14 protein-coding genes are annotated in these 16,860 nt (G+C 47.3%); 4 read left to right on the forward strand and 10 right to left on the reverse strand.

Annotation, left to right across the window (positions count from 1 at the left end):
• Nucleotides 1–11: 11 nt before the first annotated feature.
• Nucleotides 12–380: a metallopeptidase family protein gene (locus LKI20_RS06215; RefSeq protein ID WP_291771656.1), complete on the reverse strand. Its 369-nt coding sequence runs from the start codon at nucleotides 378–380 to the stop codon at nucleotides 12–14.
• 271 nt (nucleotides 381–651) lie between these two features.
• Between LKI20_RS06215 and LKI20_RS06220 the strand changes: the two genes are divergently transcribed.
• The 4 genes from LKI20_RS06220 (at nucleotide 652) to LKI20_RS06235 (ending at nucleotide 6,352) form a co-directional block, all read left to right on the forward strand.
• Nucleotides 652–2,253, forward strand: a complete 1,602-nt coding sequence (locus tag LKI20_RS06220) for an ABC-F family ATP-binding cassette domain-containing protein (protein WP_291771659.1) — start codon at nucleotides 652–654, stop codon at nucleotides 2,251–2,253.
• Nucleotides 2,254–2,537: 284 nt separating this feature from the next.
• The gene (locus tag LKI20_RS06225) at nucleotides 2,538–4,451 is read left to right on the forward strand and encodes a bifunctional ADP-dependent NAD(P)H-hydrate dehydratase/NAD(P)H-hydrate epimerase (RefSeq protein WP_291771662.1); all 1,914 of its coding nucleotides are present in this window, start codon (nucleotides 2,538–2,540) and stop codon (nucleotides 4,449–4,451) included.
• Nucleotides 4,452–4,491: 40 nt separating this feature from the next.
• Nucleotides 4,492–5,310 (forward strand): 2,3-bisphosphoglycerate-dependent phosphoglycerate mutase, encoded by an 819-nt coding sequence (locus LKI20_RS06230; protein WP_291771665.1) that lies wholly within the window; start codon nucleotides 4,492–4,494, stop codon nucleotides 5,308–5,310.
• 118 nt (nucleotides 5,311–5,428) lie between these two features.
• Entirely contained in the window at nucleotides 5,429–6,352 is a 924-nt protein-coding gene (locus tag LKI20_RS06235) for a LysR family transcriptional regulator (RefSeq protein WP_291771670.1), read from the forward strand.
• Nucleotides 6,353–6,526: 174 nt separating this feature from the next.
• Here the strand turns inward: LKI20_RS06235 and pyrE are convergent, their stop codons facing one another.
• The 9 genes from pyrE to LKI20_RS06280 all read right to left on the reverse strand — a co-directional run bounded on the left by pyrE (nucleotide 6,527) and on the right by LKI20_RS06280 (nucleotide 16,781).
• The gene (pyrE, locus tag LKI20_RS06240) at nucleotides 6,527–7,246 is read right to left on the reverse strand and encodes an orotate phosphoribosyltransferase (protein WP_291771672.1); all 720 of its coding nucleotides are present in this window, start codon (nucleotides 7,244–7,246) and stop codon (nucleotides 6,527–6,529) included.
• Nucleotides 7,240–8,178, reverse strand: a complete 939-nt coding sequence (locus LKI20_RS06245; RefSeq protein ID WP_291773407.1) for a dihydroorotate dehydrogenase — start codon at nucleotides 8,176–8,178, stop codon at nucleotides 7,240–7,242. Before LKI20_RS06245 ends, pyrE begins: the two co-directional genes overlap by 7 nt.
• 65 nt (nucleotides 8,179–8,243) lie before the next feature.
• Nucleotides 8,244–9,059, reverse strand: coding sequence for a dihydroorotate dehydrogenase electron transfer subunit (locus LKI20_RS06250; RefSeq protein ID WP_291771674.1), 816 nt, complete (start codon nucleotides 9,057–9,059; stop codon nucleotides 8,244–8,246).
• A 112-nt stretch (nucleotides 9,060–9,171) separates the two neighbouring features.
• Nucleotides 9,172–10,134 (reverse strand): orotidine-5'-phosphate decarboxylase, encoded by a 963-nt coding sequence (gene pyrF / locus LKI20_RS06255; RefSeq protein WP_291771676.1) that lies wholly within the window; start codon nucleotides 10,132–10,134, stop codon nucleotides 9,172–9,174.
• 2 nt (nucleotides 10,135–10,136) lie between these two features.
• Complete coding sequence (locus LKI20_RS06260) at nucleotides 10,137–11,786, reverse strand: dihydroorotase (protein ID WP_291771679.1); 1,650 nt, start codon at nucleotides 11,784–11,786, stop codon at nucleotides 10,137–10,139.
• 1 nt (nucleotide 11,787) lies between these two features.
• The gene (locus tag LKI20_RS06265) at nucleotides 11,788–12,207 is read right to left on the reverse strand and encodes an aspartate carbamoyltransferase regulatory subunit (protein WP_291771681.1); all 420 of its coding nucleotides are present in this window, start codon (nucleotides 12,205–12,207) and stop codon (nucleotides 11,788–11,790) included.
• Nucleotides 12,207–13,187, reverse strand: coding sequence for an aspartate carbamoyltransferase (pyrB, locus tag LKI20_RS06270; RefSeq protein WP_434734946.1), 981 nt, complete (start codon nucleotides 13,185–13,187; stop codon nucleotides 12,207–12,209). Before pyrB ends, LKI20_RS06265 begins: the two co-directional genes overlap by 1 nt.
• A 169-nt stretch (nucleotides 13,188–13,356) precedes the next feature.
• Nucleotides 13,357–16,452, reverse strand: coding sequence for a bifunctional [glutamine synthetase] adenylyltransferase/[glutamine synthetase]-adenylyl-L-tyrosine phosphorylase (locus tag LKI20_RS06275; protein WP_291771683.1), 3,096 nt, complete (start codon nucleotides 16,450–16,452; stop codon nucleotides 13,357–13,359).
• Nucleotides 16,453–16,535: 83 nt separating this feature from the next.
• Nucleotides 16,536–16,781: a carbon starvation protein gene (locus LKI20_RS06280; RefSeq protein ID WP_291771686.1), complete on the reverse strand. Its 246-nt coding sequence runs from the start codon at nucleotides 16,779–16,781 to the stop codon at nucleotides 16,536–16,538.
• Nucleotides 16,782–16,860: the final 79 nt, after the last annotated feature.

Genomic DNA, 16,860 nt, shown 5'->3' on the forward strand with positions numbered 1-16,860 from the left:
TAATGCAGCATTTAATACCCATGAGAATGCAAATAAGCATCGTCAAAACCAAAGTAATGCCCTATCTCATGCAATACTGTGCGGCGAATTTGATCTTCTAATTGTTCAGGTGATTTGCAAAGTCGCATATGTGGTCCCTTAAAAATGGTAATCACATCAGGTAATGCTCCTGCATACCCCCAGCTTCGTCGGGGAAGGGGAATTCCCTCATATAGCCCTAATAATTCATTCGCGGGACTGTTTCCTCGGCCGAGCTGTTGTTCAGTAGCCTCATCTGCAACCGTAACCACTATGTTATCCATCACCGAAAGAAATCTTTGTGGCAAACTGGCAATGGCATCATGAACCGCTGATTCGAATAATTCATCAGTAATTTCCATTGACACTCCCCCATGATGAACATACTTATTGAGCGATCTTTGCTAATACCGACAATACTTAGGTTCAAGAATACGTGAGAACCAAGTATTGTCCGTAGACACAAAAACATTGTCACAATCTAGCAGTGTGGAATCGAGATAAAGTACTCCACACGCCTGTACGCCGTAGCGGCACAACTCAGCCGAAACAGTTATATACACCCCTTCGCTATGATAAACGATTGGGTATTTTCCATTTCATACAACACATAAGCAGGAAGACGGTAGAGGCATGGCTATTGAGGCGCAGGGGCTAGAAATTCGTATAGGAGCTCGCGTGCTGCTTTCCCCCACCGATTTTCACGTTGCTAAAGGTGACCGCATCGGTTTAGTTGGTCGAAATGGAGCAGGGAAAACCACACTAACTAGAGTAATTACTGGGGATATGCTGCCTTCTGATGGCAAGGTCAGGGTCTCAGGAAAATTGGGTTATCTCCCACAGTCCACGCACGTTGCAGATCCGCATCAAACCGCTATAGACCGTGTTATGAGTGCGCGTGATATCTCATCAATTATTACTAGAATTCGCAAGTCTGAACAGGATATGACTAACCCTGATCCTGACATCATGGAAAAAGCCATGAGCCGATATGATAAAGCCCAGCAAGACTTTGAAAATGCTGGTGGGTATTCGGCGCAGTCTGAGGCAATTAAAATGGGGGAAAGTCTAGGTCTGGATCAGGAAGTGCTCAATAGAGAGCTTGGTACACTTTCTGGTGGTCAGCGACGACGTATTGAATTGGCAAGAATCTTATTCTCCGATGCAGATACCATGATTCTCGACGAGCCCACCAACCATTTGGATGCCGATTCCATCGAGTGGCTGAAACAATATCTTAAACGTTTCGAAGGTGGATTTATGGTAATTTCCCACTCCACTGAGCTACTTGATGAGACTGTCAACAAAGTATGGCATTTAGACGCTCAGCGTGGGGCGATCGATATGTATGCGCTGGGGTGGAAAGCTTATCTACGTCAGCGTGTGGTTGATGAGGAACGTCGTCGTCGAGAACGTGAAGTTGCTGAAAAAAAGGCAGACCGGCTGATGAAGCAAGGTATTCGCCTTCACGCTAAGGCAACAAAAGCTGTGGCAGCACAGAATATGATGCGTCGTGCCGAACGATTATTGGAAAACACTGAAGATGCTCAGCGCGCTGAGAAGGTAGCTGACTTACGGTTCCCAGAACCTGCACCTTGCGGACGTACGCCAATTATGGCGAAAGATATCTCCAAAGCCTTTGGCTCCAACATCGTGTTCGCAGGCATTAATCTTGCTATAGATAAAGGTTCGCGTGTGGTGATTCTTGGTTACAACGGTGCTGGAAAAACGACAACGTTAAGACTTCTTGCGGGCATAGATAAAGCAGACACAGGTGAAGTGGAATTCGGTCATGGTGCAAAGATTGGGTATTTTGCTCAGGAACATGACACCTTAGATAATAACGTGAGTGTGCTTGAAAACTTACAGCAGGTTGCGCCGAATCTGGATGACACACAGGCTCGCTCCATATTGGGCTCCTTCTTGTTCTCAGGTGATGACGCTATGAAACCAACATCAGTGCTATCTGGTGGTGAAAAAACGCGACTCGCTTTGGCAACCTTAGTTACTAGCAGAGCAAATGTTTTGCTGCTGGACGAGCCCACCAACAACCTTGATCCAGCCAGCCGTGATGAAATCCTCAAGGCTATTTCAAAATACGAAGGCGCAATTGTATTGGTTACACACGATGAAGGTGCTGTGCTGGCATTAAACCCCGAACGTGTGCTATTGATGCCTGATGGTGATGAGGATCTCTGGAACGACAGCTATCTTGAACTCGTAGCTGAGGAATAAAGTTTCTCGGGTAGACGACGTTAGTGTAGGGATTTTCTGTCAGTGAGAGAGTCTCTGTTGCGAAAATGGTTGTAATTCCGGCGTTGCTAGCATGCCATTGATGCAATGAGTCTTTTCAATCCCTACACCAACGAGCTTCACTGTAAACAATCGCTACTATCTGGCCAGACTGTATGTAAATATGCCTGATGGGACCTCATATTCCAGGTGATTCCAGGTAAAGTGGTTGAGTAACGCCGAAGGCTGTGAAGGTCGCAGTTAGCGCAGGCGAAGGAGGCCATCACATGTTGTCCTCACTTTTTGATGATGATGCTCAATCCGTCGAAGGATTCCTGACAGAAGCCTTTGAGTCGAATACCGTCCGCAAGTTTGAAGCACCACTACTTCAACAGGGTGTTCCTTTAATGCAGCAAGCAGCTTCAGCCATTACTGCAACTGCTGAGCGTATGCTCGCTCATGCCAATATTCCACTATCGCAAAGCCGTATCGTGCTGCTCGCTGGAGCCGGTAACAATGGTGGCGATGGATTGTATAGCGCAGCGTCGTTGTCTCAAGCTGAAGCACATGTAACTGTTATTGCAGTCGGTCGTTCGCTGCATAACGAAGCAATAGAACAAGTTCTTAATAGCGATACAGATATTCTCCTTCTTGACCAAGAATCTGATATACCAGGCGCTGTCGCCCCTAACGATGCTGAAGAACAACTCTCACATTGTAATGAGGCACTCGAATTGCTCCGGCAATCAGATCTCATCATCGATGCCATGACAGGCATCGGACTTCATGGTGTGCTACAAGGTATCCCAGCACAAATTGCCAAAGCAATTGGTGAATCAGAAAGAATCCCATTACGTATGGCTTTTCCTCCAGCTGCATACCGTGCACAATCACCTATGGTGTTGGCTGTAGACGTACCCTCAGGTGTAGGCGTTGATGATGGATCGTTGCCTGGTCCATATATTCCAGCTGATGTCACGGTCACATTCGGCACCTTGAAACCGTGTGCATTATTGCCTCCAGCGTCGTATGTATGCGGGCAATCGGTTCTGGTTGATTTCAACTTCCCCACAGATCAAGAAATTCCCAAGTCGGAAGTCATGACCGCTCGAAAATGTGCACAATCTTTGCGAATGCCACAATTAGGAGACTCAAAGTACACTCGCTCAGTCGTAGGCTTGATTACTGGTTCGGGTAGCTATCCTGGTGCAGGTTTGCTTTCCACGCTTGCTGCAAGTCGCAGCAATGTGGGAATGGTGCGATATCTCGGTCCTGAACAAGTACAGGATCATATTATGCAAGTTGCACCCGAAACTGTTTTTAGTCATGGCAAGGTTCAAACCTGGGTTGTTGGTTCAGGCGTTCCTTCAAGCGCAACAGCTAACGCTGATGATGAAGAGCAGATCAACAGAATCCTCTCATTACTAGAGTCATACAACGCCGATACATCATCGGGAAGCCAGAATGTTGAAACGACTGCCCCGTTGCCACCAATTGTTGTTGATGCAGGGGCTCTGTCTCTGTTGCCTCCGCATGTGTCGTCATCTCTTGTTATCACACCTCATGCGGGTGAGCTAGCGCGGTTGCTGCAAGCTAGAGGAGAAGATGTTGACGCATCGGGAATTAATGCCGAACCATTACGCTGGGCAACGCGTGCTTGGGAAGTTACTGGAGCAACAGTATTACTGAAGGGAGCCATTACCGTTATCGTCGGAGATGACGGCGAGGGTTCACCGCGCATTATTACAGTGGGACGTGCGCCCGCTTGGTTATCAACCGCAGGTGCTGGTGACGTACTGGCAGGAGTTATTGCTTCAATGTTGGCGCAAAATGCCGACAATTTGAGCGAACACCCAGAACTTATATCAGATTATGTTGCTGCTGGGGCATATGTACATGCTTTGGCCGCAGCAGTGGCATCAGAATCAAGTCAATTAGCATGGTCATTGCCAATCTTGGCGGACCCTGAAGACTTGTCATCATTTTCGAGTGATTACGATGCTCGGTTCTCAGTTTCGCATCCCTCGGGTAGCTCGACACTTGGCCACCCAATTATTGCCGGAGACTTGATTCAGGCATTACCAGAGGCATACTCTGTGCTAACTGGTCTCTACGATGACGCTGCTGAAATACACTCCCCCGCAGATACTCCATATGCAGGTGATGAGGATCTCACATCTGCTGAAGAGAATCGCAAGTAAACTTTATGTCACTCGTTATTGACGAGGTAAGGAGCTCGATATGGTAGGTACACAGGCAAAGCTCATCATTATGAGACATGGAGAAAGTACGTGGACAGATAAGCGAATTAACCGCTTTGCCGGTTGGGCCGATATTCCACTCACAGCACGTGGTGAGGAACAAGCTTTCCACGCTTCTCAACTACTCACTACTTCAGGCATCAAACCAGATATGCTCTTTACCTCAATGCTGCGCAGATCAATTCACACAGCAGATATTGTGCTTGATGCTTTGGATCGTTTATGGATTCCCGTGGAGCGAAGTTGGCGTCTGAATGAACGCCATTACGGTGCATTTCAAGGGCAAACGAGGCCAGCAATGCGTGAACAGTTTGGTGAACAGCAATTTAATCTGTATCGCCGATCCTTTGATGTGCGGCCACCAGAAATTGACTTGGCGTCACCATATTTCCAAGGGAACGATCCGCGTTATACCAAGCTATTTAGCGATAACCTTGACAGCTCAGACCCCTCGTCGATTCGTAGTGAGTGCCTTAAAGATGTGTGGTTACGACTAGAGCCCTTCTGGAATGTCAAGGTGCTGCCTGAACTTGCCGAAGGGAAAACCGTGTTGATTGTTACTCATGGCTCTGTGGTGAGGTCACTGGTTAAGTATCTCGAAGGTATCAATGACACAGATATCGCGTCGATCAATGTTCCCACTGGCATACCCATGTCCTTCGATTTCAGCATCTCTGCCGATAATATTCCGGTGGTTCAAGGCGCAGGACAATATCTCGACCCTGAGGCGGCACAACTCGGTATTGCAGAAACAAGTGCCCTGGGAAATGCAGAGCACTCGTCTTCTGAACAACACTAAGAATTCCTCTGTTCTTACCTTGTTACTGTCATCAGCTATTGGACCGGTACAGCACACAGCACTCCCCTATCGGTATAAGCGAGTTTCGTGTTCATAGGGTCTGGTATAAATTCAGTGTATGACACTGCTGCAATTAAAATACATCGTGAAAATCGTGGAATGCGGTTCGATGAATGAGGCTTCGCATGAATTATATGTGTCGCAGCCCGCGCTAAGTTCCTCAGTCAAGGAATTAGAGAACGAACTGGGTATTGAGATTTTTACGCGGTCTTCTCAGGGTATTGCGTTGACTGTTGATGGTGCTGAATTCCTCACGTATGCTCGGCAAGTTCTTGATCAATCCGCATTGCTCGAGGAACGCTACAAAAATGCTAAACCTCGCAAACAGCTATGCCGAGTTTCGACACAACACTATATGTTTGCAGTTGAGGCCTTCGTAGAGATGATTAATTCGACAAAATCTGACGAATATGAATTCACCATTCGTGAGACCCGCACACGAGATATTATCAATCAGGTTGCCAACATGCAGTCAGAAGTCGGTATTATTTACCTATCTGATTTCAATAAAGATGTCATTGGAAAGCTGCTGAGAGAAAAACATTTAGAATTTCATCCTCTGTTCAGAGCGGGACTTCACATATTTCTTTCGCGGAATAATCCATTAGCGATGAAAAAGAAAATCACGATGAAAGATCTGGAACCTTATCCCTTCATACAATACGAACAAGGGGAAGAGGGAAGTTTTTATTTTGCCGAAGAAGCTGTTTGGCCTGATTATTCACCCAAACAGATTAACGTTACGGATCGTGCAACCATATTGAACTTTATCGTCGGTCTCAACGGCTATACAGTGTGCACCGGAATTGATAATGAGGATCTCAACACTGAAAAAATCGTAACCGTGCCATTAGATTCAGACGAGTCGATGCTCCTAGGCTGGATAACTAACGAGCGTGCAAAAATCTCAACTGCAGCTGATCTTTATCTTCAAAAACTCAAGAGTGTTGTTGCGGATCACGGGTATTCCATCATCGATTAACACATTTTGGGACAAACTATCTGAAACTGTGTATATGGATTCAATTGGGACAGCGGTTTGTCGGCTACTTATCCTGTAGCGCACAGCTTCAACAATGAGTTATCTATACTACCGACATCAAGTGTTCACACGAAGATAGTGGGAACACTTGATGAGCATCATCACTGCGAAGCATCAACGCGAACCATAGTGTTGTAGGTACTGCTGCGCCTGTTCTTGCACCTCTGCACTCAACAAAGCCTTGCCACTCTCATCGGTGATATGCGATGCTGCATCGAAAATCTCCCGAATATTAGCGATACTCAACACCGGAAACCCGAATTCGTCCTCTACCGCCTGAACAGCTGAGATGTCACTGTCTCCTGAACGTTCCATGCGATCAACAGAGAGTACTAAGCCCACCACGTTAATGTGCGCTTCGGCCTGAAGTTTCGGTATAGACTCTCGAACTGCAGTTCCAGCAGTCATCACATCATCCACCATGACCACATTCATACCGTCACGTAAAGCTGTGCCAACAAATGAACCACCATCACCGTGATCCTTTTTCTCTTTACGGTCAAAGGTGTAGCCTACAGGAAAATCATGCGCGCTAGTCAAAGCGATTGCTGTGGAAACCGCAAGCGGGATACCTTTATAAGCAGGACCGAAAACAGTATCAATATCTTCAGGGAAAATTCCTTGAGATATCGCCTCTTTGATGGTTGTTGCATAGAATTCACCTAGTAAGGCTATTTTGGCACCGTTATCGAATGCTCCTGCATTAATAAAATACGGTGATTGACGCCCAGATTTGAGCCTAAAATTACCAAACCGCAAGGCTCCTGATTGCAATAGAAACTGTGTAAAGCGATGTTGCAATGACAGATTGTGCTGTGCTGTCTCCTCTACCATGTCTTTCCCTCCTTGAGTTTGGCCGCCAGCTTGGGCCTGCTATCTAGTAATGTTTCAAGTTCATTCGCTATGCGTAATGGTGCAACTGGATCAAATAGGGCAGCCGCCCCGACTTCTACCGCGTTTGCACCGGCATATAAGAATTCCAAGGCGTCTTCACCCTTGCTAATACCGCCTATGCCGATGATAGGAATATCAGGCAGCGCCTGACGGACCCGCCATACAAACGATAAAGCCATTGGAAGGATACAAGGCCCAGAGACACCACCGGTTGCATTAGCAAGTATGGGTTGCCCTGTATGAATATCTAAACGCATACCAATCAATGTGTTAATCAAACTTAATGCATCAGCACCAGCGTCAACACAAGCCCTCGCAATAGCCACGATGTCGGTGACATTAGGTGACAGCTTCACAACCATCGGCTTGTCAGTTAGGGTGCGTAAACGGCTTATCAAACGATATAGTGCCAATGAATCAGTGCCAACAGACATACCTCCATGCGACACATTTGGACAACTCACATTAATCTCGAGCATGTCCGCTGGACTGTCTGCAAGCTTCTCTACTACCTCGGCATAATCATCATCACTATGACCTGCAACGTTGGTTACTACTGTTGCACCGAGCGCTTTGAGTTTCGGTAACTCGTCAACAAGATAGTGATTGACACCTGGATTTTGTAAACCCACCGCATTGACTGTCCCACACGGTGTCTCAGCGGTGCGTGGAGTCGGGTTGCCCTCCCACGGTATTGGAGACACTCCTTTAGTGCTGATCGCACCCATCTGGGACACATCATAATACGGACTGCAAGCTGCGAGATTAAAGGTTCCTGAAGCCGTGCCAACAGGGTTTTTCCAAGGTACGCCAGCAACTATTGTAGAATGCTTCCACATTGTTGGCACAACTGAGTGAGCATTTTCCATCATTGCCTCATCTACCTCATCTACCGCAGATTCCTTTGCAGCAAGCTGTTCGAAGGTTGCTATATCGTTCATACTGCCCACCCCAAATCTTCAGCACTAAAAACTGGTCCATCCACACATACTTTTTTTCGTCCTGCGATAGTGTCTTGTACACACACCACACAGGTACCAAAGCCGCAACCCATCCTTGCTTCTAAACTCAACTGTGATGGGATTCCATGTGCTGATGCCCAGTGAGCTACAGCTTTCATCATGGGATGTGGGCCACAAGACAACACCATGAGGTCAGCATTGCTGAATTCTGAGGATGTCATAAGACGATTTAGCAAGGTGATGACATTCCCCTCAGAGTCATCGATGCTCAGTACATCCGCACAATGTTGCGCGGCTAGTGTATTAGCAAAGTGGGAATCTCGGTATCCAAACAGGGCAACTGCGCTGTTCTGCAGATTGTTGGATCGTTGTATCTGCTGTGCTGCAAACAGTAGAGGAGGTATTCCCAAGCCTCCACCGACAAGTAAATACTGCTTATCTAGGGTGATGTCAAAACCTTTACCCAAAGGCCCTAATATGTCAACGAATTGGCCGACTTTAAGCTGGGAAAAGTCTGCAGTTCCTGACCCAACAATTGCAAAAATCAAGCTACACATATCACCCTGAATGCCACTTATGCCAAAAGGACGTGGCATCATCCGTGCGCTATCGCTGGTATATACATTGATGAATTGGCCTGCTGTTGCGTGCGCCGCTACATAGGGGTCACGAATTACTAAGCGAATAATTCCAGGAGCCATACTAGCAATCTCAAGCACTTCTGCTGGATGCCGTGGCTTAAGAAATGTGGCTGCCTGCCGATTATCCTCGATAGTCGTGAGGTCTTTCATAGCTCTTGTACCTTTCCTGTACTCGTCTGAGCTGCCTGTATCAACCGTTGCTGAGAAAGATGCCAAACGTACCTGCACATCAATGTGTGATGAACACGATGTCGGACTTCATTCACCGTTGTAACAGCGCACTACGTAAGCCATCTCTCATCTCAAGTGCAGCATCGCGTGAACTGCGTTCTACCAATGCAAACACCTCATCGAAAGTCATGGATGGATTATATTCAACATGCTTACGCCAAGACCCAATAATTCCTCGCGATGAATTTACCAAAGCACCGGAACCTTGGTCATCAAACATCGCTGCTACATCCTGAGCGGATCCACCTTGCGCACCATAACCCGGAATCAGGAAAAAGGTATGCGGCATACGCTCGCGTAATGCACGACCCGCTTGCGGATGAGTAGCACCCACAACTGCGCCAACACGGGAGTATCCATATTCACCGATGCTGGATTCACCCCAGACACTCACGAGATCAGCTACACATTCATAGACCAACCGTCCATCGGCCGTAGTGAGTTCTTGGATTTCTCCACTTGAAGGATTTGATGTACGCACTAGAACAAAAATATCTTTGTGATGGTGTATTGACGCTGTCACAAAGGGATCGATACCATCTGAGCCGAGATATGGATTAACGGTGATTGCATCTTCATGCCACGATGAGCTTTGAGTCACACCCTCTACTCCGCTCAGATGTGCGGCGTATGCACTGGCGGTTGAACCGATATCACCGCGTTTGATATCGCCGAGTACATAAAAACCAAGATCTTGCGCACGAGCACAAGTGTCGATATACGCTTGTATGCCTGCTTCGCCAAAGGCTTCATACATGGCAATCTGTGGTTTGACAGCCGGAACAATTCCGGCAATGCCCTTCATCACTGCTTCATTGAACAGTACATATGCTTGTGTAACCAGCTTAGAATGATCCATTATCTCGTGGGGATATTGGCTTTGTTGTTGTTTAGCCTTCTCTAGAAATTGTGGAGGGACTAAGGCCAGAGTTGGGTCTAGCCCTACTACGCTGGGATTATCTAGTGCGGTGATTGTTTCAATTAGTCCGTCCAAATTTACGACTCGCTTCCAATAATGTCAGGCCGGTGGAGGCTGATGCGTGTTGATGGGACACGCGAAAATGCGAACGAAGCTGCAAGTATGGTGGCCACCGGAAGTCCAGTAACAGACCATGAAGCAAAAGGCGTGTTTCTCGCATGTGAGTAAAAGCGTTCTGGCTCAATCGTCCAACGGTCATTGGGAGCAAGAATACTCAAATCAATATTCCGACCCGCTCTTGGTATTCGCAAATCAAGTACTCGTCGACTTGATATTGCAGAATTATGTGTCCCTGAATTATGGGTATTTGCCGCTTCCAAAGGTGTTGTGGAGGAGCTTAGATCTGCTGGTGAGGCATCAGATAAGAACTCACCAATATTGACGCTGGGCTCCCCCATCAGACGTGCTGGAGAAACAGACATCAACTCAATCAAACGCCTATTGTCTATATATCCTCCGTCTACCAAAATACTGTGGCAGACTCCATACGCACTTTCCAGACCAATGATGCCATTAGGTGCCTCAAGTAATGACAGTTGTTTATCCGTAATCGTATGGGGTGCGTGATCAGTCGCTAACATATCGACTGTTCCATCACAAACCGCTTCAATTGTCGCTTGACGATCAGCGGCACTTCTTAGTGGCGGATTCATTTTCGCCAAAGTACCATGCTCAAGTACATCTTCATCACATAGCGCTATGTAGTGTGGAGCTGTTTCACAACTCACTGGCAAGCCTTCATGCTTCGCCTGCCGGATAGCCTCGAATGCCGCTGCAGTGCTGACATGCTGAAGATGTACATGCTGCTGGGTTCGCCGTGCTAATGCAATATCACGCTTGACGATAGTTAATTCAGTCAAGGATGGAATACCTGGTACATGTAGCTGACGAGAAATAGCACCTTCGTTGATTACACCGCTGTCATGGTGTTCGCAATGATCAACAATAGGTATCCCCGCCCGTTGCGCATTCTTGGCAACTTCTTCGAGAATGCCGTCGGTTATGGCAGAACCATCATCACTGATTGCCACGATTGGATGGTTGTTAAATTCCTCCGAGGAATTTCGGCTACTCGCGTGACATACATACGGTTGCCAATCTTGTAATTGACTGGCTGAGTTGCCTTCGCGCCCCTCAGAAGCTGCCACACATAAGTCGTAGTGCACAGGTAATTGTTGTCCGCTGAATTGTGCGTAATGTTGCAAGTAATCGACAACTGAGTCGAAACCTGCATCCATCACTTCTTGGGCACCATCAATACTCCGGTTAAGTTTGCGTCCATCAAGTGCGGGAACGGTGTTAGGCATAATCAGCACATTGGTGTAGCCGCCACTGGCCGCAGCCGAACATCCAGAAAGCATACTTTCTTTCTGCGTTTGTCCAGGATCGCGGAAATGTACATGCGGATCGCAAAGACCTGGAGCAAGGATGTAACCGGAACAGTCCACAACAACAGACTCTTGTTCGTTATAGCTGCGGGACTGAGTAGCTGCGCGTATAGCTAGAGTGAGAGCGTTGCTCTCATCTAGTATTGGAACAGCAGACTCGGACTGCTGAGATTGATCCGCAACACTTGCCGTTGGTCCCAAGGGCAGAATCACATCAATGCTCTCATCTGTGTCCCAAACGGTGATCTGTTTCAAAATGATGCTGGCGGAAGGGAGCATATCAGAGTTTCGCTTCCTCGTCGCAGTAATCGCAGCGATATTCGTGGCGCTCACTGTGGCACAGATGGAATCGTTGACTTATTCCAGGCTCAGTCGTAGTCACACAACGTGGGTTGCCGCATGTAATAACGTCCAAAAGATGCTCAGGAAGATTCGGCTGATGTTTAGCAACGATGCTGCCACCTCGGACAATATCAACAGTCGCCTGACGAGCTACGAAACCTAACACGTCGAGGTCCACATCCTGCTCATCCTCGATTTTGATGATGTCTTTGCAACCGTATCGGTTGCTGTCAGCGTTCATTATTAAAGCAAGCTTTGCGCTTGATGGATCTATGTGCAAATACTGTAGGACAGTCAGAGCAGTTCCTGCCGGCACATGATCGATGATGATGCCATTGTTGATGCTGGTTACTTCCATCAGACTGTCTCCTCTGTGTTTGCCCATGCTGCATAGCCTGGAAGAACGTCTCCAACTACGGTGCTTTCAAGTGCCATACGCATCAACATGCCGTTGCGTACCTGCTCAAAGTAAGCAGCCCGCGGGTCGCTATCGACATCCACAGCGATTTCGTTGACACGAGGCAAAGGATGCAACACTGCCATCGTCGGTTTGGACAGTTTAAGTTTTTCGGCGTCAAGTATGTAGGTATCTCTTAACCGCAGGTAATCATCTTCGTTAAAGAAACGTTCCTTCTGTACTCGTGTCATATAGAGCACGTCTAAGTCACCGATTATTGAAACGAGATCTGTTACCTCAGTGTATGAGCAACTTGGAGTCTGATTAATTCGGTCTAGTACATACTGTGGTGTTTTCAATTCGTCAGGGCTGACAAGCACAAAATGTACGTTACCGAAGCGGCATAGCGTTTCGATAAGAGAATGCACTGTTCGGCCAAAAGTCAAATCGCCACAGAGCCCTACAGTGAGGTTGGTAATGCGACCGAAGCGAGATTTCAATGTTGCCAAGTCAGCTAGAGTTTGCGTGGGATGCATATGGCCGCCATCTCCAGCATTGATAACAGGTACTGAAGCTGCCTCAGATGCTACCAGAGCGGCACCTTCTTTAGGATGTCGAATGGCAACCACATCAACATAATTGGAGACTGTTTTCAACGTGTCTCCTATAGATTCGCCCTTGGAAACACTAGATAGCTGGGCACCAGCGAAACCGATAACATTGCCTCCAAGCCGCAACATTGCCGTTTCAAAACTTAGACGTGTACGCGTGCTTGGTTCATAAAAAAGTGTTGCTAATATTCTTCCATCACATGTATGAGAAACCTCAGCACGATGACCATCAATATATCGTGCTTTGAGGAGTAAATCCTGAATCTGAGTAGTGGTGAGATCATCAAGCGTTACAACGCTGCGACCCACCAGTGAAGAAGTCTCGGAAATGCCAGCTGATACCCCACTATCACTGGACTCCGAATTGCGTGCTTGTAGTTGCTGTTCGGACAAAGGCTCACCTTTCGCTTGTGTCAAGGTGGCCACCTTCACGTGACCTAGTCAAAGTTACGCTCCTGACCAGACAGGACAATCAGCAAGCGTCAGAAATTACTCATATCTACGCCGTAATGCCATAAAACAGACGTTCCATAACCTCTCTGTTTCTTCGCATTAACGAGAGTATTTCATTTTCAAACAGCTGCCCACGATGTGCATCTTGGCCCAAATAGATGGCTATACCGCCGAGTGAATAACTATCGTCTGGAAGGATATCTGCCTGTTTAACCCTCCCGGACCATAGATAATTGCCATTTCGTGCACTCGTACAAACTTTCCATCCATGTTCAAGGGTTTCGGCATCTTGTTGGTTAATGAATCCTAGATCTCTCAACGCATGTAATGCAGGAATTGTCTGTGTGGTGTGAAGCTCCTCATACATGCCAGCGTGTTGCAATTGAAGCAGTTGAATCGTCCATTCCACATCAGAAAGCCCGCCCTTGCCGAGTTTGAGATGCCGGTCTCTTCTCACTCCCCTGGGTAATCGTTCTGCCTCCATACGCGCCTTTAATCTTCGTATTTCACCAAGTTCACTAGCACTAATCTGTGAACGTGGATATCGTATTGGATTAGCAATCTCATTCAAGAAGAGTTCCGCTAGCTGCTGATCACCTGCCGCATATCGTGCACGTAGTAAAGCTTGATGTTCCCATACGCTTGACCACGTGGAGTAATACTCCTTACACGAATTGAAGGATCTGACCAGCGGTCCATGCTTGCCTTCAGGGCGAAGATCCATATCAAGATCAATTTTCGGTTCAACAGTTATTGACGCTCCGGTAACAGCTCTGACCACTTCCATCACAGCTCTGGCAAAGTTGTTCGCCGTAGCATCATCACACTTCGCATTAGGACGGTAGATAGCTATTACATCCGCATCCGAACTAAAATTGACTTCGCGGCCACCATATCGACCCATGGCAATAAGACATATATTCGCAGCAGCAGTTTGTGCCTTCGTGGCATTCAATACATGTTGGATTGACCACGTTAATACTGAGTCAAGAATCGCGTCATACACATTTGTCATACCTTCCAAACATGCATCTTCGTTTAAGGTCCCACTCATCCAACCGAGACCTATTCTCTCTATTTCATGCCTTCGCATCGCTCTGATGGAAGTCGCATACTCAGCTTTATGATCGGCAAATCGTGTACGTGCTGATGTGGTCTGGATGTTCAAACTTTCAAGTGTGCGAGTCCCTAGTTTCGTGTCATCCCCCAGCCACGTAACAGATTCTGCCGATTTTCCTAGAGCGTCCATAAGAAAGCGAGAATTTGCCAAGATGTGACATAGCCGTTGCGCTGCCGAAGGTGAATCTCTCAAGAATCCCAAATAATTATTACCCGAACCGAAACGTTCTTCTAACGTACGCCAGCCCAGCAAACCCATATCAGGATTCTGCCCCTCGCCTAGCCATTGCAATACGGCAGGAAGTAGAATTTTATTGATTTTCGCAGCTCTTGATACTCCTGTTGTGAGCGCTTGCACATGACGCATAGCACTTTGCGGATCTTGGAAACCTATGGAGGCGAATCGTACGAGTGCCGCTTGAGGGCTGAGGCTAATTTCATCCTCTTCGAGTTGAGCACTGATAGGAAGCATTGGCCGGTAATAGATATCTTGGTGGAGCTTTCTTACTTCACGCCTTGTGGCGTCGAAGCGTTCGACTAGCTCATCAGCGTGGAGTCCGAAGCTACGCGATAATCTACGCAACTCACTATTCGAATCCATTTCCTCTCGGCTAAGGTCTCGCTTACGTTCTATTCCACCGATGTTGCCTTGCCCTAAATCTGGAAAGAGGTGTGTACGCTTCAAAGACCACATCTGTTGTCTATGTTCTAAAACACGTTCGAAACTATAATCACGAGTTAGTCGATCTGCTTGTGCTCTTGACACATAGCCACCATCTGCAAGTGCTTGCAGGGATTCAATTGTAGAGGCAGTCCGTAATGAATGGTCGCTACGCCCATGCACTAATTGCAGCATTTGCACGGTGAATTCTACATCTCTGAGACCACCTTTACCCAGTTTGATTTCTCTGTCTTTTAGCGGTGCTGGAATCAGTTGTTCAACACGTTTTCTCATGTGTTGACAGTCGTAGACAAAATTGTCGCGTTGCGAAGCTTTCCACACAAAGTCTTGTGCCATTTCACAATAGTTATGGCCTAAATCAACATCACCTGCCACAGGTCGCGCTTTCAATAACGCTTGGAATTCCCAGTTTTGTGCCCACTGTTCATAATAATCTTGATGTGATTGAAGAGTCCTGACCAAGGGGCCATCTTTTCCTTCAGGCCGTAGTGCAGTATCAATTTGCCATAGTGCTGGTTCACTCACACCTGCAATCACGGACTGACAAATCTTCTGTAGCAGCATCGCTAACTTACTACCAATGCGAATCAAATGTTGATGGTCACCTGAAGCTTGTTGACATTCCACTACGTAGATAAGGTCTACATCCGACACGTAGTTCAGTTCTCGCGCACCTAGCTTACCCATGCCAATAACTGTGAAACGGCAATCTTGAGCGTCCTGGACCTGGTTCCTAGCTACAGCAAGAGCTGCTTCCAAAGCAGCTGAGGCTAAATCAGAAAGCGCTTGGCTAACTTGAGGTTGTATCGCCACTGGGTCGTGTGCAGAAGTGTCAAAAGCCATGATAGATACCAGCTGTTTGAGGTACTCGGTGCGCAGTGCTGTGGTACCTTCAATGAGTGTCAGTGATGAAACAAGCTGGGAGTTTGATTCTTGTGACGCTTTTACGGCCTGGAGCAATGCTTCTCGCATATGCTGACCGGTTGGAATTTCCTGCGGTGTTGATACATATTTCACTAAGTCAGGTCTACTGCGCATTAAGACGCCAACAACTTCTGATGCACCAAGAACTGACAACAAAGAGGCCCAGACCGTAGAATCTGGTATGAGATCGTGGAGTCGTAACTGCTGTTCGTGAAAGGATTCACATAGCGAAGTGAGATTCTGCAGTGCTACGTCGGGATCACATACCCTCGTTAGGGCTTTGAGTAGTGCCTGAATGCAGCTTTCGCTGAGTCCTGCCGCTTGTAGTGATTCAAAACTTAGGCGTGCCTGTTCGAGATCTTGAAATCCCGCGTGTATAAGAACATGCGAACTCAGTTGCCATGTTTGATCTGCCATGCATCCAATGTAGCCCAAGTATGACATAAGTCGCTTGCATCGCTTGGACTCGGCATCAGATTTCAGGGCCTGTGTGCCGTTCCCTACCGCTCTTCGTCGCTAGGCTTATCTTCCTCTTCCTGTGATTTACGTACCGCTTTCATCCCCAAGACGGCTTGTCTCGCCGAATGCAGAATCACCACGAGCAAGCACGCGGAAAACACGAGCGTGGACCATGCGGTCAGACTCCCATCCTGCGTCGATTCATACAAGGACTGAATGAGCCAGATACCACATGCCAAGGCCGTCATGGCATACAGTTTCGCTTGTGCAGATGCATTGAGTTTCATAGCAATTCCTTTACTTACTAACACGGCTGCTTTCTTACGCAGCTGATAACACGGTCACATAGGACTTTGTCCCTAGCTG

Source organism: Bifidobacterium sp. (assembly GCF_022647885.1).
Taxonomy (GTDB): Bacteria; Actinomycetota; Actinomycetes; order Actinomycetales; family Bifidobacteriaceae; genus Bombiscardovia.

Excerpts from the sequence above, each read along its gene's own strand:
- LKI20_RS06230 (WP_291771665.1), top strand. The coding sequence starts at position 4,492 with ATGGTAGGTACACAGGCAAAGCTCATCATTATGAGACATGGAGAAAGT.
- LKI20_RS06220 (WP_291771659.1), top strand. The coding sequence starts at position 652 with ATGGCTATTGAGGCGCAGGGGCTAGAAATTCGTATAGGAGCTCGCGTG.
- LKI20_RS06275 (WP_291771683.1), bottom strand. The coding sequence starts at position 16,452 with ATGGCAGATCAAACATGGCAACTGAGTTCGCATGTTCTTATACACGCG.
- LKI20_RS06235 (WP_291771670.1), top strand. The coding sequence starts at position 5,429 with ATGACACTGCTGCAATTAAAATACATCGTGAAAATCGTGGAATGCGGT.
- LKI20_RS06280 (WP_291771686.1), bottom strand. The coding sequence starts at position 16,781 with ATGAAACTCAATGCATCTGCACAAGCGAAACTGTATGCCATGACGGCC.
- pyrE (WP_291771672.1), bottom strand. The coding sequence starts at position 7,246 with ATGGTAGAGGAGACAGCACAGCACAATCTGTCATTGCAACATCGCTTT.
- LKI20_RS06250 (WP_291771674.1), bottom strand. The coding sequence starts at position 9,059 with ATGAAAGACCTCACGACTATCGAGGATAATCGGCAGGCAGCCACATTT.
- LKI20_RS06265 (WP_291771681.1), bottom strand. The coding sequence starts at position 12,207 with ATGGAAGTAACCAGCATCAACAATGGCATCATCATCGATCATGTGCCG.
- LKI20_RS06225 (WP_291771662.1), top strand. The coding sequence starts at position 2,538 with ATGTTGTCCTCACTTTTTGATGATGATGCTCAATCCGTCGAAGGATTC.
- LKI20_RS06245 (WP_291773407.1), bottom strand. The coding sequence starts at position 8,178 with ATGATGGAAAATGCTCACTCAGTTGTGCCAACAATGTGGAAGCATTCT.
- LKI20_RS06260 (WP_291771679.1), bottom strand. The coding sequence starts at position 11,786 with ATGCTCCCTTCCGCCAGCATCATTTTGAAACAGATCACCGTTTGGGAC.
- LKI20_RS06215 (WP_291771656.1), bottom strand. The coding sequence starts at position 380 with ATGGAAATTACTGATGAATTATTCGAATCAGCGGTTCATGATGCCATT.